The sequence below is a fragment of the Mycobacterium seoulense genome (genome assembly GCF_010731595.1).
In the GTDB taxonomy this organism is placed as follows: Bacteria; Actinomycetota; Actinomycetes; order Mycobacteriales; family Mycobacteriaceae; genus Mycobacterium; species Mycobacterium seoulense.
In genome coordinates this window covers 4,069,815-4,094,531 of the sequence record NZ_AP022582.1, presented here as the reverse complement: position 1 = coordinate 4,094,531, position 24,717 = coordinate 4,069,815, and the positions used below count along the sequence as shown (strand labels likewise).

Annotated in this window: 16 protein-coding genes; 6 read left to right on the top strand and 10 right to left on the bottom strand. The window is 69.4% G+C overall.

All coding sequences use genetic code 11. The annotated features are described in order from the left end of the window. Positions 1–29 precede the first annotated feature (29 nt). From G6N37_RS18980 to G6N37_RS18960, 5 genes are all read left to right on the top strand, one after another. Positions 30–932 (top strand): esterase family protein, encoded by a 903-nt coding sequence (locus G6N37_RS18980; RefSeq protein ID WP_163685238.1) that lies wholly within the window; start codon positions 30–32, stop codon positions 930–932. Between the two features lie 155 nt (positions 933–1,087). Beyond that, positions 1,088–2,098: a carboxylesterase Culp6 gene (gene culp6 / locus G6N37_RS18975; RefSeq protein WP_163682745.1), complete on the top strand. Its 1,011-nt coding sequence runs from the start codon at positions 1,088–1,090 to the stop codon at positions 2,096–2,098. Positions 2,099–2,386: 288 nt separating this feature from the next. Continuing rightward, a complete protein-coding gene (gene fadD32, locus G6N37_RS18970) occupies positions 2,387–4,285 on the top strand; it encodes a long-chain-fatty-acid--AMP ligase FadD32 (RefSeq protein WP_163682743.1) in 1,899 nt (632 codons plus the stop codon). 13 nt (positions 4,286–4,298) lie between these two features. Continuing rightward, entirely contained in the window at positions 4,299–9,668 is a 5,370-nt protein-coding gene (gene pks13, locus G6N37_RS18965; protein ID WP_163682742.1) for a polyketide synthase Pks13, read from the top strand. Positions 9,669–9,733: 65 nt separating this feature from the next. Next, positions 9,734–11,239, top strand: coding sequence for an acyl-CoA carboxylase subunit beta (locus G6N37_RS18960; protein ID WP_232075564.1), 1,506 nt, complete (start codon positions 9,734–9,736; stop codon positions 11,237–11,239). A gap of 14 nt (positions 11,240–11,253) precedes the next feature. Here G6N37_RS18960 and G6N37_RS18955 read toward each other — a convergent pair whose 3' ends face one another. Beyond that, on the bottom strand, positions 11,254–12,099 hold the full coding sequence (locus G6N37_RS18955) for a helix-turn-helix transcriptional regulator (RefSeq protein ID WP_163682738.1): 846 nt from the start codon (positions 12,097–12,099) through the stop codon (positions 11,254–11,256). Between the two features lie 112 nt (positions 12,100–12,211). Between G6N37_RS18955 and G6N37_RS18950 the strand changes: the two genes are divergently transcribed. Then, positions 12,212–13,153: an SDR family NAD(P)-dependent oxidoreductase gene (locus G6N37_RS18950; RefSeq protein ID WP_197745711.1), complete on the top strand. Its 942-nt coding sequence runs from the start codon at positions 12,212–12,214 to the stop codon at positions 13,151–13,153. Here the strand turns inward: G6N37_RS18950 and G6N37_RS18945 are convergent. From G6N37_RS18945 to G6N37_RS18905, 9 genes are all read right to left on the bottom strand, one after another. Beyond that, on the bottom strand, positions 13,150–14,922 hold the full coding sequence (locus tag G6N37_RS18945) for an acyl-CoA dehydrogenase family protein (RefSeq protein ID WP_163682736.1): 1,773 nt from the start codon (positions 14,920–14,922) through the stop codon (positions 13,150–13,152). The genes G6N37_RS18950 and G6N37_RS18945 overlap by 4 nt on opposite strands. 10 nt (positions 14,923–14,932) lie before the next feature. Continuing rightward, a complete protein-coding gene (locus G6N37_RS18940; protein ID WP_269475730.1) occupies positions 14,933–15,382 on the bottom strand; it encodes an FHA domain-containing protein in 450 nt (149 codons plus the stop codon). Then, complete coding sequence (locus tag G6N37_RS18935) at positions 15,379–15,846, bottom strand: hypothetical protein (protein WP_163682734.1); 468 nt, start codon at positions 15,844–15,846, stop codon at positions 15,379–15,381. The genes G6N37_RS18940 and G6N37_RS18935 overlap by 4 nt, the downstream gene beginning before the upstream one ends. 124 nt (positions 15,847–15,970) lie before the next feature. Further along, positions 15,971–16,477 carry a hypothetical protein gene (locus G6N37_RS18930; RefSeq protein WP_163682732.1) on the bottom strand — a complete coding sequence of 169 codons (507 nt, stop codon included), beginning with the start codon at positions 16,475–16,477 and terminating at the stop codon, positions 15,971–15,973. Between the two features lie 156 nt (positions 16,478–16,633). Continuing rightward, a complete protein-coding gene (locus G6N37_RS18925; RefSeq protein ID WP_163682730.1) occupies positions 16,634–19,861 on the bottom strand; it encodes an arabinosyltransferase domain-containing protein in 3,228 nt (1,075 codons plus the stop codon). Further along, entirely contained in the window at positions 19,858–23,184 is a 3,327-nt protein-coding gene (locus G6N37_RS18920) for an arabinosyltransferase domain-containing protein (protein ID WP_163682727.1), read from the bottom strand. Before G6N37_RS18920 ends, G6N37_RS18925 begins: the two co-directional genes overlap by 4 nt. 65 nt (positions 23,185–23,249) lie before the next feature. After that, the gene (locus tag G6N37_RS18915; RefSeq protein WP_163682725.1) at positions 23,250–23,873 is read right to left on the bottom strand and encodes a maleylpyruvate isomerase family mycothiol-dependent enzyme; all 624 of its coding nucleotides are present in this window, start codon (positions 23,871–23,873) and stop codon (positions 23,250–23,252) included. Continuing rightward, positions 23,870–24,355: an SRPBCC family protein gene (locus G6N37_RS18910; protein ID WP_163682723.1), complete on the bottom strand. Its 486-nt coding sequence runs from the start codon at positions 24,353–24,355 to the stop codon at positions 23,870–23,872. Before G6N37_RS18910 ends, G6N37_RS18915 begins: the two co-directional genes overlap by 4 nt. Continuing rightward, entirely contained in the window at positions 24,352–24,675 is a 324-nt protein-coding gene (locus G6N37_RS18905; RefSeq protein WP_163682721.1) for an ArsR/SmtB family transcription factor, read from the bottom strand. Before G6N37_RS18905 ends, G6N37_RS18910 begins: the two co-directional genes overlap by 4 nt. Between the last annotated feature and the right edge of the window lie 42 nt (positions 24,676–24,717).

Below are 24,717 nucleotides of genomic sequence, written 5' to 3'. Positions count from 1 at the left end.
CTAGACGATGGAGGGTGGACATGAGGGTCGTGCGGGGTATGACAGCGCTTCTTCGGGTGTTCTCCGTGGCGGCGCTCTCGATCGGGTTGATCGGCGTGACGGTGACCGGCGGGCCCGCCGGCAAGGCGCGCGCGGCCGGTTACGAGAGCCTCATGGTGCCGTCGGCGGCGATGGGCCGCGACATCCCGGTGGCCTTCCTCGCGGGCGGTCCGCACGCGGTCTATCTGCTGGACGCCTTCAATGCCGCCCCGGACGTCAGCAACTGGGTCACCGCGGGCAACGCGATGAACACGCTGGGCGGAAAGGGCATCTCGGTGGTCGCGCCTGCGGGCGGGGCGTGGAGCATGTACACCAACTGGGAGCAGGACGGCAGCAAGCAGTGGGACACCTTCCTGTCCAGCGAGCTGCCCAACTGGCTGGCCGCCAACAAGGGCCTGGCGCCCGGTGGCCACGCCGCCGTCGGCGCCTCGCAGGGCGGCTACGGCGCGATGGCGCTGGCCGCCTTCCACCCCGACCGCTTCGGCTTCGCCGGATCGCTGTCCGGCTTCCTGTACCCGTCGAGCACCAACTACAACGGCGCGATCCTGGCCGGCCTGCAGCAGTACGGCGGCGTGGACGGCAACGGCATGTGGGGCGCCCCGCAGCTGGGCCGGTGGAAGTGGCACGACCCCTACGTGCACGCCTCGCTGCTGGCGCAGAACAACACCCGCGTCTGGGTCTACAGCCCGACGAACATGGGCGGCGACGACGCCGCCATGATCGGCCAGGCGGGCGCGGCGATGGGCAGCTCCAGGGAGTTCTACCAGCAGTACCGCAGCAACGGCGGGCACAACGGTCACTTCGACTTCCCGGGTGGCGGCGACAACGGCTGGGGCTCGTGGTCGGGGCAGCTGGGAGCCATGTCGGGCGACATCGTCGGCGCCATTCGCTAGCGCCATTCGCCAGCGGCGAAGCGGGTCGACGCCGAATTCTTTAGCGGGTCGCGGCCGGACGGGTCCGCTCGGGGGAGCCGGTACCGTGTAGGGGGTGCGGCAGGGGTCGGGAGGACCGCTTCGCCGCGATCCACCGACTCTGCCAGCAGGAGAACATGGCTACCAACGCTCGGCGTAAGCGCCACCGCGCCCTCGCCTGGACCGCCGCCTTGACGATGGCGGGGGTGGTGTTGCTGGTCATCGTGCTGGTGGTCGTCTTGCTGCGCGGCCACGAGTCGCCGCCCAGCGCGGTGCCACCCGGCGTCCTGCCGTCGCCGCCCACGACCACCCACCCCCACAAACCGCGGCCGGCTTCCCAAGACGCGTCGTGTCCCGACGTCCAGCTGGTCAACGTCCCCGGCACCTGGGAGTCCGCTCCTCAGGACGACCCGCTCAACCCGATGCAGTTCCCCAACGCGTTGCTGCACAAGGTGACCACGGCGATCACCCAGCAGTTCCCCGCGTCGCGGGTGCAGGAGTACACCACGCCCTACACCGCGCAGTTCCACAACCCGCTGGGCGGTGACACCCAGATGTCGTACAACGAGAGCCGCGCCGAGGGCACCCGGGCGACGGTGCAGGCGATGACGGACATGAACGCCAAGTGCCCGTTGACCAGTTACGTGCTGACGGGCTTCTCCCAGGGCGCGGTGATCGCCGGTGACATCGCCAGCGATATCGGTAACGGCCGCGGACCCGTCGACGACGACCTGGTGCTCGGTGTGACGTTGATCGCCGACGGTCGCCGCCAGCCGGGCGTGGGCAAGGACGTCGGGCCCAACCCGCCGGGGCAGGGCGCCGAGGTCACGCTGCACGAAGTGCCGGTGCTGTCCGGTCTGGGGTTGACCATGACCGGCGCGCGGCCCGGTGGGTTCGGCGCGCTCGACGGCAAGACCAATGAGATCTGCGCGCCGGGCGACCTCATCTGCGCGGCGCCGGAAGAGGCGTTCAGCGTGGCCAACCTGCCCAACACGCTGAACACCCTGGCCGGAAATGGCGGACAGCCCATCCACGCGCTGTACGCAACGACACAGTTCTGGAACCTCGACGGGCAGGCCGCGACCGATTGGACGTTGAACTGGGTCCAAGGGTTGATCACCAACGCGCCGCATCCCAAACATGGATGACCGGCCGCGGGACACAGCCGTCAGGAGCCGGTTGCCGGTGCAGATCAGCGGTACCTTGTGATTTGGTGTGCTGCGGGCCGCCCCTTAACATTAAGAGGAATTTAAGAGCTATCAGACTTCGTTGCGGACCCGGTCCTGGTGGGAGCCGGCCTGGGATGGACAGGAGGCCGGCGCCGGTGGCGTCGCGCGAGGACTGGCCCGCGTAGAGATGGAATTGTCGGCGTCGCCGACCAGAGAACAAAACGCCGGCGTAGCGCCGGCCTTAAACAGGTGTGACAGGAGAGCGGAATGCCGTACCACAACCCGTTCATCGTGAATGGAAAGATCAGGTTCCCCGACAACACCAACCTGGTCAAGCACGTTGAGAAGTGGGCGAGGGTTCGCGGCGACAAGTTGGCCTATCGGTTTCTCGACTTCTCCACCGAACGCGACGGCATCGCCCGCGACATCGTCTGGCGCGATTTCAGCGCCCGGAACAGGGCCGTGGGCGCCCGGCTGCAGCAGGTCACCCAGCCGGGTGACCGCATCGCCATCCTGTGCCCGCAGAACCTGGACTACCTCATCGCCTTCTTCGGCGCGCTCTACGCCGGCCGGATCGCGGTGCCGCTGTTCGACCCGGGCGAGCCGGGCCACGTCGGCCGCCTGCACGCGGTGCTCGACGACTGCACCCCCTCGACGATCCTGACCACCACCGAGGCCGCCGAAGGGGTCCGCAAGTTCATCCGCGCCCGCTCCGCCAAGGAGCGGCCCCGCGTGATCGCCGTCGACGCGGTGCCCAACGAGGTGGCCTCCACCTGGGTTGAGCCGGAGGCCGACGAGAACACCATCGCCTACCTGCAGTACACGTCCGGCTCCACCCGCACCCCGACCGGCGTCGAGATCACCCACCTGAACCTGCCGACCAACGTGCTGCAGGTGCTCAACGGGCTCGAGGGCAAGGAGAGCGACCGCGGCCTGTCCTGGCTGCCGTTCTTCCACGACATGGGCCTGATCACCGCGCTGCTGTCGCCGGTGATCGGTCACAACTTCACCTTCATGACGCCGGCCGCGTTCGTGCGCCGGCCCGGCCGGTGGATCCGGGAGATGGCACGCAAGCCCGAGGACGCCCCGGACAGCGAGGTCATCACCGTCGCGCCGAACTTCGCCTTCGAGCACGCCGCGGTGCGGGGTGTGCCCAAGGAGGGTGAGCCGCCGCTGGACCTGAGCAACGTCAAGGCGATCCTCAACGGCAGCGAGCCGGTGTCCCCGGCGTCGATGCGCAAGTTCTACGAGGCGTTCGCGCCCTACGGCCTGCGCGAGACCGCGATCAAGCCGTCCTACGGCCTGGCCGAGGCGACGCTGTTCGTCTCCACCACTCCCATGGATCAGGCGCCCACGGTCATCCACGTCGACCGCGACGAACTCAACAAGCAACGCTTCGTCGAGGTGGCCCCCGACGCGCCCAACGCCGTCGCGCAGGTATCCGCGGGCGTCATCGGCGTCGACGAATGGGCCGTGATCGTCGACCCCGACACCGCCAGCGAGCTGCCCGACGGCCAGATCGGCGAGATCTGGCTGCACGGCAAGAACCTGGGTCTGGGCTACTGGGGCAAGGAGGCGGAGACCCAGGAGACCTTCCGCAACATCCTCAAGTCGCGCATCAGCCAGTCGCACGCCGAGGGAGCCGAGGACGACGGGCTGTGGGTGCGCACCGGCGACTACGGCACCTACCACAAGGGCCACCTCTATATAGCGGGCCGGATCAAGGACCTTGTCATCATCGACGGCCGCAACCACTATCCGCAGGACCTCGAGTACTCGGCCCAGGAAGCCAGCCGGGCCCTGCGTACGGGCTACGTGGCCGCGTTCTCCGTTCCGGCCAACGAGCTGCCGCAGGTGGTGTTCGACAACCCGCACACCGGCCTCAAGTACGACCCCGAGGACGGCTCCGAGCAGCTGGTGATCGTCGCCGAGCGGGCCCCGGGCACGCACAAGCTCGACTACCAGCCCATCGCCGACGAGATCCGCGCGGCCATCGCCGTGCGGCACGGGGTCACCATCCGCGACCTGCTGCTGGTGCAGGCCGGAACCATTCCGCGCACCTCCAGCGGCAAGATCGGGCGCCGCGCATGCCGCGCCGCTTACCTCGACGGCAGCCTGCGCAGCGGCGTCGGTTCGCCGACCGCCTTCGCCAGCTCCACAGACTGAACCCAAGAGAACTATGGCTGACACCGATCACTCCGAGAATCCCGACAACAGCACCTCCTCGCCCGAGGGGGCTGTCCCCGCCAAGAAGGCCGACCTCACGGTCCCCGAGATGCGCGAGTGGCTGCGCAACTGGGTGGGCAGGGCCGTCGGCAAGTCGCCGGACGACATCGACGAGTCCGTGCCGATGGTGGAGCTGGGCCTGTCGTCGCGCGACGCCGTGGCGATGGCGGCCGACATCGAGGACATGACCGGCGTCACCCTGTCGGTCGCGGTGGCCTTCCAGCACCCGACCATCGAGTCGTTGGCCACGCGGATCATCGAGGGCGAGCCGGAAGCGGACACGAGCGGGGACGACGTCTCCGACTGGACGCGTAACGGCCCCGCCGAGCGGGTCGACATCGCGATCGTCGGCCTGTCCACCCGCTTGCCCGGCGACATGAACACCCCCGACGAGACGTGGCAGGCGCTGATGGAGGGCCGCGACGCCATCACCGACCTGCCCGAGGGTCGCTGGGAGGAGTTCCTCGAGGAGCCGCGGCTGGCCGAACGAGTCGCCAAGGCCCGCACACGCGGCGGCTACCTGAAGGACATCAAGGGCTTCGACTCCGAGTTCTTCGCGGTCGCCAAGACCGAGGCCGACAACATCGATCCGCAGCAGCGGATGGCGCTCGAGCTCACCTGGGAGGCGCTCGAACACGCCCGCATCCCGGCGTCGAGCCTGCGCGGCGAGTCCGTCGGCGTGTACGTCGGCGTCTCCAACAACGACTACAGCTTCCTGGCGGTGTCCGACCCGACGGTCGCTCACCCCTACGCGATCACCGGCACCGCGACGTCGATCATCGCCAACCGGGTCTCCTACTTCTACGACTTCCGCGGCCCATCGGTCGCGGTTGACACCGCGTGCTCGAGCTCGCTGGTGGCCATCCACCAGGCCGTCCAGGCGCTGCGCAACCGCGAAGCCGACGTCGCGGTCGCCGGCGGCGTCAACGCCCTGATCACCCCGGTGGTCACGCTCGGTTTCGACGAGATCGGCCAGGTGCTCTCCCCCGACGGCCGGATCAAGTCGTTCTCCGCAGATGCCGACGGCTACACCCGCTCCGAGGGCGGCGGCATGGTGGTGCTCAAGCGGGTCGACGACGCCCGCCGCGACGGCGACCAGATCCTGGCCGTGATCGCGGGCAGCGCGGTCAACCACGACGGCCGGTCCAACGGACTGATCGCGCCCAACCAGGACGCGCAGGCCGACGTGCTGCGCCGGGCCTACAAGGACGCCGGCATCGACCCGCGCACCGTCGACTACATCGAGGCGCACGGCACCGGCACCGTCCTCGGTGACCCGATCGAGGCCGAGGCGCTGGGCCGCGTCGTCGGCCGGGGCCGCCCGGCCGACCGCCCGGCGCTGCTGGGCGCGGTGAAAACCAATGTGGGCCACCTGGAGTCGGCGGCCGGCGCGGCCAGCATGGCCAAGGTGGTGCTGGCCCTGCAGCACGACAAGCTGCCGCCGTCGATCAACTTCGCCGGCCCCAGCCCGTACATCGACTTCGACGCGATGCACCTGAAGGTTGTCGACCAGGCCACCGACTGGCCGCGCTACGGCGGCTACGCGCTGGCCGGGGTGTCCAGCTTCGGCTTCGGCGGGGCCAACGCGCACCTGGTGGTGCGTGAGGTGTTGCCCCGCGACGTGATCGAGCGTGAGCCCGAGCCCGAACCCGAGCTGAAGGCCTCCTCGGCCACCGCCGAGGCGCCGACCATGGAAGCCCACGCGCTGCGCTTCGACGACTTCGGCAACATCATTCCCGACGCCGAGGCGCCCGAGGAGGAAGAGCCCGAACTGCCGGGCGTCACCGACGAGGCGTTGCGGCTCAAGGAGATCGCGCTGGAAGAGCTGGCGGCGCAGGAGGCCGCCGAGCCCACCAAGCCGCTGATCCCGCTCGCGGTGTCGGCGTTCTTGACGTCGCGCAAGAAGGCCGCGGCCGCCGAGCTGGCGGACTGGATGGAAAGCCCGGAGGGGCAGGCGTCGTCGCTGGAATCGATCGGGCGGGCGCTGTCGCGGCGCAACCACGGCCGCTCCCGCGCGGTGGTGCTGGCCCACGACCACGAGGAGGCCGTCAAGGGCCTGCGCGCGGTCGCCGAGGGCAAGCAGCGGCCGGGTGTGTTCAGCGTTGACGGACCGGTGACCAACGGCCCCGTGTGGGTGCTGGCCGGGTTCGGCGCGCAGCACCGCAAGATGGGCAAGAGCCTGTATCTGCGCAACGAGGTCTTCGCCGAGTGGATCGAGAAGGTCGACGCGCTGATCCAGGACGAGCTGGGCTACTCGGTGCTCGAGCTGATCCTCGACGACTCGCAGGACTACGGCATCGAGACCACCCAGGTCACCATCTTCGCGATCCAGATCGCGCTGGGTGAGCTGCTCAAGCACCACGGCGCCAAGCCCGCCGCGGTGGTCGGCCAGTCGCTGGGCGAGGCCGCGTCGGCCTACTTCGCCGGCGGCCTGTCGCTGCGCGACGCCACCCGCACCATCTGCTCGCGCTCGCACCTGATGGGTGAGGGCGAGGCGATGCTGTTCGGCGAGTACATCCGGCTGATGGCGCTGGTGGAATACTCCGCCGACGAGATCAAGACGGTGTTCTCCGACTTCCCCGACCTGGAGGTGTGCGTCTACGCCGCCCCCACCCAAACCGTCATCGGCGGTCCGCCCGAGCAGGTGGACGCGATCATCGCCCGCGCGGAATCCGAAGGCAAGTTCGCCCGCAAGTTCCAGACCAAGGGCGCCAGCCACACCCAGCAGATGGACCCGCTGCTCGGTGAGCTCGCCGCGGAGCTGCAGGGCATCAAGCCGATGAGCCCGACGGTCGGGATCTACTCGACGGTGCACGAGGGCAGCTACATCAAGCCCGGCGGCGAGCCGATCCACGACGTCGACTACTGGAAGAAGGGCCTGCGCCACAGCGTCTACTTCACCCACGGCGTCCGCAACGCCGTCGACAGCGGCCACACCACTTTCCTGGAGCTGGCCCCCAACCCGGTGGCGCTCATGCAGGTGGGCCTGACCACTGCCGCGGCCGGGTTGCACGACGCGCAGCTGATCCCGACGCTGGCCCGCAAGCAGGACGAGGTCGAGTCGATGATCTCGACGATGGCGCAGCTCTACGTCTACGGCCACGACCTGAACATCTGGACGCTGTTCACCCGCGCCACCGGACCGCAGGACTACGCCAACATCCCGCCGACCCGGTTCAAGCGCAAGGAGCACTGGCTGGACGTGCACTTCGGGCACGGCAGCAGCTCGGTGCTCATGCCCGGCAACCACGTCGCGCTGCCGGACGGCCGCCACGTGTGGGAGTACAACCCCCGCGGCCTGACGGACCTGCCCGCGCTGGTGAAAGCCGCTGCGGCCGAGGTGCTTCCGGACGCCCAGCTGGCGGCCGCCGAGCAGCGCGCGGTGCCCGGCGAGGGTGCCCGGCTGGTGACCACGCTGACCCGGCACCCCGGCGGTGCCTCGGTGCAGGTGCACGCCCGCATCGACGAGTCCTTCACGCTGGTCTACGACGCGCTGGTGACCCGGGCCGGGGAGGCGGGTGTCGCCCTGCCGGCCGCGGTCGGCGCGGGCGCGGCCCTCACGGCTCCCGCCAACGGGGCGGCGGCCGCGCCGGAGGCGCCCGCCGACGAGGCCGAAGCCGAAACCCTGACGGACAGCCTGACCAACCGGTACTTCTCGGCCAGCATGGGCAAGTGGTCGCCGGACTCGGGGGAGACCATCGCCGAGCGCCTGGGCCTGATCGTCGGCTCCGCGATGGGCTACGAGCCCGAGGATCTGCCGTGGGAGGTGCCGCTGATCGAGCTCGGCCTGGACTCGCTGATGGCCGTGCGGATCAAGAACCGGGTCGAGTACGACTTCGATCTGCCGCCGATCCAGCTGGCCGCGGTGCGTGACGCCAACCTCTACAACGTGGAGAAGCTGATCGAGTACGCGGTCGAGCACCGCGACGAGGTCGAGCAGCTGCACGACTACCAGAAGACGCAGTCGGCCGAGGAGATCGCCCGGATGCAGGCGGAGATGGTGAGTGGCGCGACACCGGCCACGGTGACGGCGCCGGCGCCCGATCCGCAAGCCGAGCCCGAGACCCAACCGGCCCCGCCGGCCTCGGACGTCCCGATTCCGCCGCCGCCCACGGACCCGTCGGGACCCAACGGCAATGGCGCCGCGCAGCAGCAGCCCAACCTGAGTGGCGCCGCCGACGCGCTGAACCAGCAGGCGGTCGCGGCGGCGCTCAACTCCGACGTGCCGCCGCGCGACGCCGCCGAGCGGGTCACGTTCGCCACGTGGGCGATCGTCACCGGCAAGTCACCGGGCGGCATCTTCAACCCGCTGCCCAAGCTGGACGACGAGCAGGCCGCCAAGATGGCGCAGCGCCTCGCCGAGCGCGCCGAGGGTCCGATCACCGTCGAGGACGTGCTGACGTCGGAGAACATCGAGGCGCTGGCCGAGAAGGTGCGGCAGTACCTGGAGGCCGGCGTGATCGACGGGTTCGTCCGCACCCTGCGGCCGCGGCCCGAGGGCGGCACCAAGCCGCCGGTGTTCGTGTTCCACCCGGCCGGTGGCTCGACCGTCGTGTACGAGCCGTTGCTCAACCGGCTGCCGTCGGACACCCCGATGTACGGATTGGAGCGGGTCGAGGGCTCGATCGAAGAGCGTGCCGCGCAATACATTCCGAAGCTGATCGAGATGCAGGGCGACGGGCCCTACATCCTGGCCGGCTGGTCGCTGGGCGGCGTGCTCGCCTACGCGTGCGCGATCGGGCTCAAGCGGCTGGGCAAGGACGTCCGCTGGGTGGGCCTGATCGACGCGGTCCGCGCGGGCGAGGAGGTCCCGCAGACCAAGGAGGAGATCCGCAAACGCTGGGACCGCTACGCCCGGTTCGCCGAGAAGACCTTCAACGTCACCATCCCGGAGATCCCGTACGAGCAGCTCGAGGAGCTCGACGACGAGGGCCAGATCCGGTTCGTGCTCGACGCGGTCAGCCAGAGCGGTGTGCAGATCCCGGCCGGGATCATCGAGCACCAGCGCACGTCGTACCTGGACAACCGGGCCATCGACACCGCCCAGATCCAGCCGTACGACGGGCATGTCACCCTCTACATGGCCGATCGCTACCATGACGACGCGATCATGTTCGAGCCGCGGTATGCCGTTCGCCAGCCGGACGGTGGCTGGGGCGAGTACGTGTCCGACCTCGAGGTCGTGCCGATCGGTGGGGAACACATCCAGGCCATCGACGAGCCGATCATCGCCAAGGTGGGCGCACACATGACCGAGGCCTTGAACGAGATCGAGCACGACATCGAGGCGGGGCGCCGCCGGACGAGTGAGGTGGGCAAGTAGTGACCGGTGCGGAGCCTTCTCGCGCTCACACGACAGCCGAAAAGCTGGCCGAGCTCCATGTCCGCATGGAGCTGGCCAAGGAGCCCGGCGGCGAGAAGGCCGTCGCCAAGCGCGAAAAGAAGGGCATCCCCAGCGCCCGCGCCCGCATCCACGCGCTGGTCGACCCGGGCACCTTCATGGAAGTCGGGGCGTTGGCCAAGACGCCGGACGACCCGAACGCGCTCTACGGCGACGGGTGCGTCACCGGCCACGCCATGATCGACGGCCGCCCGGTCGGGGTGTTCTCCCATGACCAGACGGTTTTCCAGGGCACGGTCGGGGAGATGTTCGGCCGCAAGGTGGCCCGGCTGATGGAGTGGTGCGCGATGGTCGCCTGCCCGATCATCGGCATCCAGGACTCCGGCGGCGCACGCATCCAGGACGCCGTCACCTCCCTGGCGTGGTACGCCGAGCTGGGCCGCCGCCACGAGGCGCTGTCCGGCCTGGTGCCGCAGATCTCCCTCATCTTCGGCAAATGCGCCGGGGGAGCGGTCTATTCGCCGATCCAGGACGACCTGCTCGTCTCGGTGCGTGACCAGGGCTACTTCTTCGTCACCGGCCCCGACGTGATCAAGGAGGTCACCGGCGAGGAGGTCACGCTCGACGAGCTGGGCGGCTCCGACGCGCAGGCCCGCTACGGCAACATCCACCAGGTGGTCGACTCCGAGGCCGAGGCGTTCCAGTACGTGCGCGACTTCCTGTCGTTCCTGCCGTCGAGCACCTTCGGCACGCCGCCGATCGTCAACCCCGGGCTGGAGCCGGAGATCACCCCGAGCGACCTGGAGCTCGACGCGATCGTGCCGGACTCCGACAACGCGGCCTACGACATGCACGAGATCCTGCTGCGCATCTTCGACGACGGCGACTTCCTCGATGTCGCCGCGCAGCACGGCCCGGCCATCATCACCGGTTACGCGCGCGTCGACGGCCACCCCGTGGGGGTGATCGCCAACCAGCCCATGTACATGTCGGGGGCGATCGACAACGAGGCGTCCGACAAGGCGGCGCGGTTCGTCCGGTTCTGCGACGCGTTCAACATCCCGCTGGTCTTCGTGGTGGACACCCCGGGCTTCCTGCCCGGCGCCGAGGAGGAGAAGCGGGGCATCATCAAGCGCGGCGGCCGCTTCCTGTACTCGGTCGTGGAGGCCGACGTGCCGAAGGTGACCATCACCGTGCGCAAGTCCTACGGCGGCGCCTATGCCGTGATGGGCTCCCGGCAGCTGACCGCCGACTTCAACTTCGCCTGGCCCACCGCGCGCATCGCGGTGATCGGCGCCGAGGGTGCCGCGCAGTTGCTGATGAAGCGCTTCCCCGACCCGACCACGCCCGAGGCGCAGCAGATCAAGAAGGACTTCATCGAGGGCTACAACCTCAACATGGCGATCCCGTGGACCGCCGCCGAGCGCGGGTTCATCGACGCGGTCATCGACCCGCACGAGACCCGGCTGCTGCTGCGCAAGTCGCTGAAGTTGTTGCGGGACAAGCAGTTGTGGTTCCGCACGGCGCGCAAGCACGGGCTGATCCCGGTCTAAGGGCGAGTCGCAACCTAGTCGACCAGCGACTGCGTTCCCAGGACGATGGCCAGGGCCAGCCGCTCGGCATCCTCGGTGCCGGGTTCGGCGGTGTAGATCATGATGCGGATGTCGTCGGCCGCGACGATGAACGTGTCACATTCGAGCGTGATGTGGCCGACCTGGGGGTGGTCGATCACCTTGTGCCGGCCGAAGTCGCGTTGCGGCTGCGGTGCGCCGGCCTCCCAGAGCTCGACGAAGCGCGGGCTGTGCGCGGCAAGTTCGCGGATCAGCAACTTCAACCGCTGATCGGCGGGATAGCGGGCGGCGGTCAACCGCAGGTCGGCGATTAGGCCGGCCTCGAACTCGGCTCTCTCCTGGGGCGTGTGTACAGCCCGGTTTCCCGGGCCGATCAGGTTGCGCCACAGGCTGTTTCGCTCGTTTCCCCGCCATACCGTCGTCGGTCCCATCAGTGCGTCGTACGGGGGGTTGGCGACGAGCAGGGTCCAGGTGGCGTCGTAGACGGCGACCGGGGTGTTCGCCAGGCGATCCAGGACCCGCTGCACGCTCGGCGTTACCCGCGACGACACCATGTGATGCCCGGGCGTGGCGTGCCCGGCCAGACGGAAAAGCAACTCGCGTTCGGAGTCGGAGACACGCAACGCACGGGCGAGGGCTTCGACGACCTGGATCGAGGGTGAAGTGGCGCGGCCCTGTTCGAGCCTGGTCAGGTAGTCCACTGAGATCCCGGCCAGCGCCGCGAGCTCTTCGCGGCGTAGGCCCGCCGCGCGTCGGCGCCTGCCGACCGGGACACCGACCGCGGCGGGCGCAACGTGGTCACGCCAATGCCGCACTGTTCGCCCGAACCCCCACGAATCCATCCCTTCACTGTGCGCGACGCCGGCTTCACGGGAAAGGGGTTGTCCTGGCCCTGGCAGTCCTACGACAACCTGACGACTGCCTGAGCGTTCGACGAGGGCCAACACTGCAACCATGAACGACATCACTTCCGGCACCGTCTTGCTCACCGGGCCGACCGGCGGTCTGGGAAAGGCTGCGATGCTGGCCATTGCCCATCGTCCCCCGTCCGAACGTCCTGATCTGCTGCTGGTGGGCAGGCCGGGTCGGGCGCTCACAGAAGTGGCCGATGAGGCCAGGTCGGCGGGCGCGACCGTTCAGGAGATCGCCTGTGACCTTGCCCGGCTTTCCGACGTGCGCAGCGCGGGCCAGATGGCCAAGGACCTGCTGGTGTCCGGCGCAGTGCGCCCGCTGCGCGGACTGGTAGCGAACGCCGGGCTTAGCGTTGCCGACACGCACAACGCGTCAGCGGACGGATACGAGCTGACCTTCGCCGTCAACTACCTCGCGCATGCGCAGCTCATCGGGGACCTCCTCGGCTCGTTTTCGGTTCCGGCCCGCGTGGTGCTCGTCGGTTCGAACACCTACCACCAGAACGTGTTTCGCCGGTGGCTACACGTCCCGCCGGCACGCTGGCGCGACCCGCTGGAGCTGGCTCGGCCGACCCCTGCGGACACACCGTCGACGTTCGAGCAATGCGGGATCGCCTATTCCAACTCGAAACTCGCGCTCCTCTATTACGGGCACGAACTGCAACGGCGCGCGCCCGCCGGAGTGAACGTAACGGTGTTCGAACCGGGATTCATGCCGGGCACCGGGCTGAGCAGGGCCCACGGCCCCGCCATGCAGCGGGTGGGGCGCGTCATCGAGCGAATCCCCGGCGTCTCGTCACCGGACCGGTCCGGCCCCGCGCTGGCGTCGATCGTGCTCGACGGCCGATGGGCGCATTTGCGCGACGGCGCGTTCGTCGTCAAAACCCGAGAGCAACAGGTGAAATCGTTCGCACAGGATCGGCAGCGCGAAGCACGGCTGTGGGAGGCCACCACCGAACTGCTCGACGGCGCCCCGCCCGCCTAGCCCGTCAGGGCGCCGTCGGCCAGTTCGTCGAAGCGCTCCAGCGCCTCGTCGCGGTCGGCGTCGATGCCGCGCAGCGCCCCGCGGTCGGCGAGATACCGCAGCGCGTGGAGCCGGGCGACCAGCGCCTTGCGCTCCCCACCGCCGGTGGCGCGTTCCCAGGCGGCCTGCTCGGCGAGCAACGCCGCGGCGTACACGTCGCCCATGAATTGGGCCAGCGGGTACAGCCGCGCCTCGGCCATGTCGCGGTCCAACTTGGACCAGGCCGTGATCGCCGCGTCCAGATCTTCGATGCGCCCCGCCACCAGCCGGGTGGTGTCGTCGTCGTCGGACACCGACACCGCGTCGCGCAGCCGGGCCAGCAACACCTCGTGCGCGCGGGTCTGCTCGATGCCGCGCCGCACATCCAGGCAGAGGATGTTGTCGGGGCCCTCCCAGATGGTGTTGACCTGCGCGTCACGCAGCAGCCGGGCGACCGGCCAGGTCTCGATATAGCCGTTGCCGCCGTGGATTTCGATCGCGTCGGACGCCGCGGTGATGCCCAGGCGGCAGGCCTTGAGCTTGGTGACCGGCACCGCGATGCGCTGCCGCATCGCGCGGGGCTGGCGGTGGTTGGTGGCGCCGGTGCCGTCGAAAACCATTGCCTGCGCGGCTTCGACGTCGACGATCATCTCGGCGAGCTTGCGGCGCATCAGCGGCTTGTCGATCAGCGCGCCGCCGAACGCGTGCCGCCGCCGGGCGTAGCACAACGACTCGACCAAAGCGCGGCGCGCGTTGCCGAGCCCGAACAGGGCGATGCCCAGGCGCGCGGCGTTGGTCAGCTCCATCATGCGGCCCAGCCCCTTGCCGTCGGACGGCCCCGCCTCGCCCGTGGGCTCGCCGGACAGCAGAAACGCTTCGGCGTCAACGAATTCCACCTCGCCGGAGGCCACCGAGCGGGTGCCGAGCTTGTCCTTGAGGCGGCGCACCCGCACCCCGTTGCGCGACCCGTCGCGGCGGGTGCGCAGCACCAGGAAGTTGGCGACGCCCCGCGTCGAGTCGGGTGCGCCCTCGGGTTTGGCCAGCACGACGAACGCCTCCCCGGCGCAGTTGGACGCAAACCACTTGAAGCCGTTGAGAATCCAGGCGTCACCTGCGCGGGTGGCCGTCGTTTCGAGCGCGCCCAGGTCGGAGCCGCCGGTGCGTTCCGTCAGCAGTTGAGCCGTCTCGCCCGCCCACTCCCCGGAGGCGAACTTGGCCAGCACGTGCTCCCGCACGTCGGCCGGCGCGTAGGCGGCCACCAGCGAGGAGACCATGCCGCCACCAGTGCCGAGCGCGCAGCCCATCCCGATATCGGCCTGGTTGAGCAGATAGTTGGACGCGAACAGGCCCAGACTTGAGCTCACCGTCGCAGCCCGCGCGTCGGTGCGCAGGGCCTGTTGGGCGTCCAGGACCGCGCGCTTGGACGCGGTGAAGGAGGCCGGCATGACGACCCGGCTGATGTCGTGGCCCCAGCGGTCGTAGCGCTCCAGCTGGGGTGGGTTGCGGTCGGTCTCCTCCGCCCATCGCGCGACGGGGCCGCCCGTCAGCTCGCCCATGCGCACCAGGTGCGGTTCCACGACCGCCAGTTCCTCGGGCTGCAGGTAGTACGCCATGGTGAATTGCAGGGTGGGATCGGTGAGGTACCAATTGAGACCCACGGCCCCGCGGTAGTTCTCGGTCCGGTAGCGCCGCGACTTCTCCGCATTGGAGAAGGGCAGCCGGTCCACCGCCTCAACGGCGTAGTCGCTCATGCCAGAGACGCTACGCGTTGGCGAGGAAAAGCAGACGGACCCTGCCGAGCTGGATTTCGTCGCCGTCGGCCAGCACCGCGGAGTCGACGGCCTCCCGGTTGAGATAGGTGTGGTTCATGCTGCCCACGTCGACGACGCGGAATTGGCCACCCTCGCTGAGGAATTCGGCGTGCCGGCGGCTGACCGTGATGTCGTCGAGGTAGATGTCGCTTTCCGGGTGCCGGCCCGCCGACATGACGGGTTGGGTCAGGGCAAACCGTGACCCGGTGTTGGGCCCGCGCGTGACGACCAGCAGTGCGGAGCCCGGGCTCAACGCCGGCCTGTTCTCGACCGCCGCGTCGGCGGCGGCAGTTGCCGGCGCGTCGAACTCGGCGGTTACGGCGGTACCCATGTCACCGGTCAGCTCCTCCGAGCCCTCCCGCTCGGTTGGCCGGTGCGGCGTCGAGCCCGTGTCGCTCACGCGGCTCGCGGCACGTCCGGATTGGCCGCCGCCGCTTGCGACGTCGGCCGCTTCGGTGCGGGCGCCCAGCCCACGTAGGTCAGGTAGACCCCGACGAGGGCGGCCACCACGCACAGCGCGATCCACCAGCCCTGCGCGCCGATCATCGCATCGGCCATCGAGGCGAAGAATTTGGGAAAGGCCACCAGGAGCAGCCCGCGGAGCACGATCAGCCAGCCGAGCAGGGAAATAATGGCGGCCGCGGGGCCGCGCCAGCTTTGGTGGGCGGCAACGATGCTCAGGCCGAGCAGCAAGATGAAGGCGCCGGTGACAAACGTCCACATCGAATTCGCCTCGAATTGCGAAAGCAGCGTCTGCATGTCGGAGGCGCGCGCCACCGCCGTCACGTCGACGACGACGAGGAAGGGGCCGAGCACGCGGGCCAAGAAGCGCGTCGCGGTCGGTGCCGATGGTGAAACGTTCATTGCCGTGCCTCTCATCTGACGCCGGTCATTCGGCGATGCCCTTTATCGGAGCACTTGACCGGGGCGTCGAGATAGGGACTTATGGCACCGCCTGGGCGGGACCGACGTTATAGCCGGACAGTGGTTATACCGGCGCCACGAACTCGGAAGTGTAGAACTCGGCCGGATTCTGCGAGTTTGCGTTGCGCCGCTCGATAATCACCCACACGCCCGTCGTTCCCGGCCGGATGGTGTCTTGCACGGTCGCCGTGCCGTTGCCCGCCGCGTCGGTGTCCATTCCGGTGAAGGCGGTGCCGGGGTCACCCGGCCCGCAGGTGCCCGTCGCCGGCCGCGGCATCTCGATGAGACCGACGTCGAAGTGGGTGCCGGGTTCGGGTTCGTCGTAGAGATGCACCTCGGCCACCGCTCGTGACCCGGTGGTATGGATGAGGACCGAACCCGTGCCGAGCATCGGGCTCGGCACCTTGGGCGCGATGCTGACGCGGCTGAAGTCGCAGCGCCGCAAGTAGTTGTCCAGGACGACGGTGGTGCCGCCCTCGGCGGCCGCCGTGGTGATTGCGAACGTCGTCGCCGGGGCGATCACCGCGGTGAACACCGCCGCACATGTTCCAAGGGGTGTCAGCGCGCTCATGGGGCCACCTATTTTTCCCGTGTGAAGCGGATCACAGCGGTTAGGTATTAACCCGGGCGCGACGAAATCAAACCTATTTCCGGCAATTACTCAACCGTCAATTCCGACCCTTTATTGGGCGGTTGACGAATTACGGCGGTATTGGTTTATCACCCGCTATGGCTTAATGCGGATCTGGCCCGGCGACCACCACCCGCTGCGGGTCGCGGTGCCGAGGTCGAGCTGCGCGGGCCGGGCATCGGCGACGGTGTCGAACTTGCGCAGCGAGCCCCAGTCCCGGCCCCAGTCGTGGGACAGGTAGGTCGACATGACATGAGCCCGCAGCAGCAGATCGGTGATGCCCAGCAGGCCGCCGTTGACGCCGTCCTGCCAGGTGTCGGTGTCCTGCTTCTTGGCGTTGTAGTCCGGGGTGATGCGGAACTTGGGGATCTCGGTGACGCCGTTGACGTGCAGCATCGGCTGCTGGCACGGGAAGGCCAGTCCGACCGCCCAGTCCATCAGCACGGGCTGCGTCGAACCGACGTACTCCTGCAACGAGCGCAGTTCCGGCACCCGCGGCGGGGTGAGGGCGATCCAGTCGTCGGGCGTCAGGGACAGGTCCTCGGCGACCACCCGCACCGCGACCGCGTCGGCGGGCATCTGCGAGCGCGGGAAGCGAAGGTTGCGCCACACCTTCGGCTGCTCGCCGTACAGGTCGTAGGGCACCAGGCGCCCGGCCGGCAGCACGGAGCCGCCGGGACCCGGCCTGCCGAATTCCAATTCCACGGTCTGCCCGCCGGTGTGGTGATGCAGGATGCTGTTGCCCGCGATCGTGCCCGCCGCGGTCACCACCACCAGCGGGTGCCCGGCGTCGGCCTTCGGAAGCTGGTACCACGCCGAGGTCAGCTTGCTCTGCTGCTGCGCGCCGCTGGTGTAGCTGCCGGCCAGCGGAACCCGGCCGGGGTCGAGGCCGTAGGGCAGCGGCACCGTCGACCCGTTGATGCCCGGCGCCGCCAGCTTGAGCGGCGCATCCCAGTCGTAGTCGGTCCCGGGCTGCGGGACCGACGTCTCCTTGACCGACTCGGCCAGGGTGCGGTCCGGCACGCCGTTCGGGGTGAATCCGGCGGGGTTGACACCACCCAGCGGTCCCAGCGGGCCGTAATCGCCGGGCAGGGCCGCCATGAAGCCCGCGTTGCTGTCCGGTTCGACGAGCACGTCGTCGGCCAGGCCGCAGCCCCCGCTGAACTCGCGCAGGTTGTCCCAGGCGTTGGAGTACGTGGGGTACTGACGGACGATGCCGGCCACCATCGACCCCACGAACACCAGCGCCATGAAGCCGGCGGCGAGGGGGATGGGCGCCGCCGTGAGCGCCCGCGCCAGCCGGCCCTCCCCGTGGCCGGTGTCGGCGAAATGCAACCACGCCGCGTACACCGCGGTAATCGCGAACAGCGCGAAAAAGATTGCGCTGATTGTGATTCCGCCGATTTTCGGCATGCTGCTGTTGAACGGCACGCCGTAGCTGGAGACGTACCACCAGCCGTTGGTGGTGGCGAAGCACAGCGCCAGCACGAACATCACCGCCGCCAGGAACGCCATCCGGTTGCGCGACCAGCGCAGCACCTTCGGCGACACCAGCACCGTCGTCAGCGCCGCCATCGCGGCGCCCACGGCGGCGAACAGCCCGAAGTGGTGCACCCACTTGGTCGGGGTGAACATGAGGAAGAACATGGTGCCGAAGATGACGCCCATCAAGCGCCAGGCCGGCCCGCGGGCGACGCCCGCAACCCGCTTGCGCCGCAACATGATGAACACGGCCGTGAAGAGGCACAGCGCGGTGATCAGGAAGCCGAAGCGGCGCGACAGCGAGCCGTCGACCGTGGGCAGGATCAGGTAGTAGTAGCGCAGGTTCTCGGTGTACCAGGCCTGACTGGGCCCGATCGCGGTGCGAATCCTGGTGGCCTCCAACACCGTTGCCAGCGTCTGGTCGGCGAACACCACGGTCAGGATCACCGTGCCGGCCGCGAGCATCGGGGCCACCAGCGGCAGCGTGCCGACCAACCGGTGGCGTCGCACCAGGATCCGCAGGATCGGACGCCCACCGGCGACCAGCGCGGCGACCGCGATCAACCCAGTGGGCTGGACACCGAGGGTGAACGCCGCGGTGATGACCGCCAGCGCGGCGGGCGTCAGACGGCTGTAGCGCATCGACCGCTCGATCAGCACGTAGGTGACCAGCGAACCGAGGGCGATGATCGGCTCGGGGCGAAGGCCGTTGTCGAATGGCATCCACGCCGTCAGCAACACCATGCCCGCCGCCCAGTTCGCGGCCTTGCTGGCGGCCACCGCGGGTCCCAGCCGTGGGAGCACCTCACGCGAAAGCAGCAGCCAGCACAGGATTCCCGCGATCAGGTCGGGTAGCCGCATCCAGAGGCTGGCGTCGCTGACGTGCGTCATCAGCGCCAGCAGGTTGTAGTACCAGCCGAAGGGGTCCTCGGGGCTGCCGAACCAACGGAAGTAATTCGACATGTAGCCGGCGTGGTCGGCGACCCGGGCCATGCCCAGGATGTAGCCGTCGTCCGACGAGTTCGCCCCGATCACGTGCCAGAGCACGAAGCCGAAGATCACCGTGACGTCGGCCAGCGTGAACGTGCGCCAGTTCGCGGGGATGAGCCGGCGCATGCGGTGGCCGTCCAACTGGTCGAGCCGCCACAACGCGACCAGCGAGACGATGGTGGACAGGATCGCCAGCACCATCGCGGCCAGCTTCAGCGTCGTCGGCGTGGTGGAGAACCGGGTGTCGATGGTTGCCGAGAACTTCAAGTCCGCCGGGGCGGGGCCGCTGAGGTCGGTGAACACCCCCACGATCTGCGGCCGCAGGTTCGGGTCGGGGAAGCCGCCGCCGATCGGCCTGCCCGCCGAATCCTTCAGTCCGACAAACGTGGCGAACGCGCCGGCTTTGGTCGAGGTGATCTCGATGCGCTGACACTGCGGTGAGGAGACTTGGTCGCGAGAAGCGCTGGCGATCACCACGTTGCGGTCGGTGACGTCGACGCGCTTGCCGTTGACGACGACGAACAACGCGTTCAGCGCGGCGTCCTTGCCCTTCTTGGGTGCCGTGCTCAGCACGACCCCGCCCTCGGGTGGCAGGGCGCGCACCGCGGAGCAGGGCACCGTCGCCGTCACGTCGACCGGAGTCAGCGAAATCAGCGGCGCCGTAACGCTGTTCAACTGGCCGCCCTGCGGCCAGTTGAGCGTCGCGGTCGTTTGCACGACGGGCAGCAGCGGCGTGGCGACCGACAACACGAAGCCGATCAGCCCGGCGATCGTCGCGACCCAGCGCGTCACGCGCACGTCTTGACGGGAGGCCGCCTCCTCGTGGGATTTGTCGACCGTCGTCACGCTCATGGGAGTGCCCGAATCGGTCCCTGCCGGCTCCAGCCGTGCACTGTCATCACACCCTGTTCGATCACGGCGTCCGGCGCCTGGTCAGCCGGCACCAACCGGAAATACTGCTCCACGGATCCCCAGTCGCGATACCAGTCGCCCCGCAGATACGTCGAGATCGTCGAGGTACGAAGCATCGCCTGCGTGATGAGGAACGGACCCCCGGCCTCGCTGGCCTGCCACCCGTTCGACGACGACGCCGTCTGCTTGTGATCGGGCAGGATGCGGTATTGCGGAAGTTCGGCCACGCCGAGGTGTTCGGAGAACGGCCGCTGGCAGGGGAAGTTCGCGGCGGTCGCGATGTCCATCAGCACGGGTGTGCGCGACCCGATCAGCTGCTGCAGGGTTTCCAGCACCGGCACCCGGGGCGGCGTGAACGCGAACCATTGATCCGAACTCAGATTCGGGTCATAGGCGACGATGCGCGCCACGTTGGCCTCGGGCGGCGCCCAGGTCATAGGGAAGCGCAGATTGCGCCACGCCGGCTCGGGGCCGATGTCGATGGGTTGGACCTCGCCCAGCGGCTGGGTGGTGCCGTCGGGGCGGGTGACCCCCCACTGCAGTTTCAGCGACTGCCCGTAGGTGAAGGTGCCGTCCTCTTTGTACGACCAGATCGCGCCGGACGCCGACACCACGACGATCGGCCGGTCCGGGGTGCGGGGCGGCAGCTGGTACCACGCCGAGGTCGTCGTGGCGGCCAGCGAGTTCTCGCCGTAGCTGCCCATCACCGGGGTGCGGGCCGGGTCGAGGCCGAACGGCAGCGCCGCGTGCGAGCCGTTGACGCCGACGGGGCCCTTCCCGCCGGCCGTGCCCGCCGAGTCGCTCATCGCGGCGTTGGGCTTGTTGGGTGACGCGTCGGAGTTCACCACGCCGGGTTTGGTCACCACCGGGTACGACCTGAGGTCATCGCCGACGCCGTCGGGTTTGAAGCCGACCGGGTTGATCCCGCCGAGCGGGCCGTCGGGGCCGAAGGTCTGGCCGGGCGCCGGTTGCAGCATGCCGGCGTTCGGGTCCGGCTCGGTCAGCACGTCGTCGGCCATGGCGCAGCTCGTCGGGGACAGCCCGGAGGTGATGGCCGCGAGGTTGGCCTTGCCGGTGGTGTAGAGCGGATAGCGGAACACCGCGCCCTTGGTCAGCGAGGCGACTTCGCCGACCACCATGATGGTCGCGACCACCAGCAGCGGGGTCGACGCCAGAACGCGGTTGCGCCGGTTGTCCTTGACTTCGGTGTGGCCGGCGTAGTCCATGCGGAAGTGCTGCCAGGCGGCCAGCAGTCCGGTGAGGATGGACAACGTCAGGAACATCGACGTGACCGGGTGGCTGGCGATCACCGGCGGGATGTCGTACCACGGCACGCCGTAGTTGCCGACGTAGAACCAGCCGTTGATGCCGGAGGTGGCCCACGCCAGCACGAACAGCAGCGCGGTCACGTACAGCGTCAGGTTGCGGCGGTTGTGCAGGCCGATCCGCGCGAGCGCGAACGCGGTGACCGCACCCAGCGCCCCGGCCAGCCCGGCGAAGGCGCCGAACTGGACCGCCCACTTGGTCGGGGTGAACGTCAACAGCAGCAGGCCGATGGCCGTGGTGCCGAGCAACCGCCACGCCGGGCCGCTGGCCACCCCCGGCACCTTCCCCCGGCGCAGCAGGATGACCAGCATGCCGAACAGGCACAGCAACAGCACCAGCACCGCGAATCGCCTCGACATGGATCCGTCGGGGTTGGACTCGACCGTGAGGAAGTAGTAGCGAAGCCAGTCCTGGTACCAGGCGATCGTCGGCCCGACCTTGTATTTGATGCGCGCCGACTCGGCGACGTTGGCCAGCGTCTGACTGTGGAACACCACCACGGTGATCAGCGACAGCGACGCCGCCAGCACGGCCAGCGGTGCCAGCAGCCCGTCGGTGGCCCGGCGGCGCCGGATCGCCTGGGCAACCGCGCGCGACCCGGTGAGCAGCGCGGCGACGGCGATCAGGCCCTGCGGCGCCAGCGTCGCGCTGAGCATCGCGACGAAGATCGCGATCGCGGCCGGGGCCAGGCGCTGCAGCGCGATCGCGCGTTCGACGAGTATCCAGGTGATCAGCACGCCGAGGGCGATCAGCGGTTCCGGCCGCAGCCCGTTGTTGAACGGCAACCAGGCGGCCAGGAACACCGCGCCCGCGGTGAACACCGCCACCCGGTTCGCGGCCAGGCCGCCCCTGCCCGGCCCCAGCCGGCGCAGGATCCAGTGGCTGATCACCAGCCAGCAGGCGATCCCGGCCAGCGTCGCGGGCAACCGCATCCAGACGCCGGCGGTGCTCACCGATGCCAGCCTGGACAGCACCCCGAGATACCAGTCGAACGGCGCGTCCGTCGTCCCGAAGTAGCGGTAGTAATCGGCGAGGTAGCCGGCCTTCGGGGCGACGCGGGCGATGGTCAGGTTGTAGCCGTCGTCGGACGAGGTGGCGCCGATGACGTGCCAGACCAGCAGCGTCGCGATCACCCCGGCGTCGGCGATCCAGGTGGCGACCCCGACGCGGCGCCAGGAACTCCACCGCGCCCGGGGGCGGTACCGGGCGAGCCAAACGATCGGCGACCGCCAATTGACCAGCGTGCCGCCGCCGCGGCTGCGACGGTCCAGCGCGGCCAGCGCGATGACGGCCGTGAGGACGGCCAGGGCGCCGACGGTCATCGCCAGGTTCTTGACGGTGGTGGGGGCGGTGATGAAGCGGGTATCGACGTCGATTCGGGCGGACAACCCCGGCTGGGCGGGCACCTTCAGGTCCGTGAAGATCCCGCCGACCTGGGGCTTCTTTTCCGGGGACAGTTTTCCGGCGGCGCCGGGGATGCCGACGAACTCCGCGCCTACCGAACCCGCGTCGGCCCAGGCGTGCAGCGCGCTGCAGGCGCCGCCGGCGACGGCCGGGCGCGGCGCAGCGGCGGCGACGGTGTCGCGGAACGCGACGACCACCAGGTCCTTGTCGGCGCGGACGAACAGCCCGTTCTTGCCGGCGTCCACTCCGCCGGCGGGCAGGGTCGAGACCACCAGGCCCCCGCCGGCGGGCAGGGTGGCGATCGCCGCGCACGGGATCGAGATGTCCAGCGCGCGCGGCGCCCCGGACACCAGGGGCGCGGTGATCTGGGTGACGTGCCCGTCCGTGGTGCCCTGGGGCCACAGCACGGTCGCGGTGGTCTGCCTGACGGGCAGCAACGGGACGAGCGCACACAACAGCAGTCCGACGATCCCCGCGATGCCGGCCACCAGCCGTGGGATCCGCTGCGATCGCTGATTACCGTCGGGGGGCACGAGGCTCGATGGTAGGCGAAGCCGCTTTCTCCGCTGAGGACGCGGGGCCGCGCCGCGGCGCGGCGTCAGTGGGCGAGCCGGGCGGCGAGGGTGTCCAGGCCCGGCCCGGCGAGGTCGGCGAGCGCCGTTGGCCGGCCGGCCATCGCCATCAGGAGGGCCTCGCCGGGACCGGTGACTTCCGGTCCGGTGCCGTGGGCCCAGTCGACGTCGGTGGCGCGCAGGCGCAGTCCCCTGATCCGGCGTCCGGCGCCGATCCTGGGGTTACCGGGCACCAAGCCGAGCACCCGCTCGAGCCGGTCGGCCGGGACGGTGCGCGGTCGGCCCAGCGCGCGGCGGATGTCCTGGTGATGGATGGTTCCGTCGACGAGCGCGATCATTCCGCCGAAACCCGCTGTCAGCCCGCGCGGTTGGAGATGAGCGCGAAGGAAGTCGAGCAGCTGTTGGGCATTCAGGTGCGCGAACTCGTCCACGCCCACCTGGTTGGCCCGCACCACCCGGCCCTTCGCGAAACGCTTGAGCAGCCCCAGCGCACCCAGCTCTTCGTAGCTGATCATATGCGCGACAACGTCTTTGACCGTCCACCCGGCGCACAGGCTGGGCGCGTCCCACTGCTGCGGCGTCAGCGTCGCGAGAAATTCCGCCAGGTCGGCCCGCTCGTCGCGGGCCATGCTCATCAGGGTGGCCGTCATTGCCGGTGCCCGGCGGGCAGCAGGCGGGTGTAGCGACCCAGATACAGCGGCCAGCCTCCGTCGCCGTCGACCCCGTCGGCGACGGATTCCCATCCGGGGCCGTGGCGGTCCAGATGGCGGTGTTCGAGGTCGACGCGGGTGCGCTCGCCCGACTCCGCGGTGAAGCGCACCTCGACTTCGCTGGTTTTCGACTGGTCGGGTTCCAGTTGCCAGGTGGGGCCGATATCCCAGCTGAACACGAGTCGGTGGGGCGGCTCGTAGGTCAGGATCCGCGCCCAGCGGCACACGCTGCCGTCGACGCCGCGGTCGTAGATGTGCCCGCCGGCCCGGGGCTCGAAGACCGTCTCGGCGATCGGAACGGCCAGCAGGTTGTGCTCCCGGGGTTTGAAGTCGCCGAACCGCTCGGTGAAGACGGCGAACGCCCGGTCGATCGGGGCGTTGACGAACACGTGGTGCGCGATGTTCGGAATGCGTTGCGTCACAGGCTTTCTCCCTCGATCTCGTCGACCTTTTGGGCGTAGCCGGCCAGCGCCTGCGTCCAGAACCGGTCGAGATCGGCGCGCAATGCCGCCAACCCCGCCGGGTCGAGCTGGTAGACGCGACGCGTTCCCGCGACGCGGTCGCGCACCAATCCCGCGGACTTGAGCACCTTGAGGTGTTGGGACACTGCCGGCCTGCTGACGGGCAGGCCGCGAGCCAATTCGCCGACCGCCGACGGGCCGTGCGCGAGACGTTCCACGATGGCCCGCCGTGTCCCGTCGGCCAGGGCCAGCCACACGTCGCCGCTTTGGTAAGTGGCCACGAACGGTAAGCATAGACTTACGGATGGGGGGCGGCAAGGCTC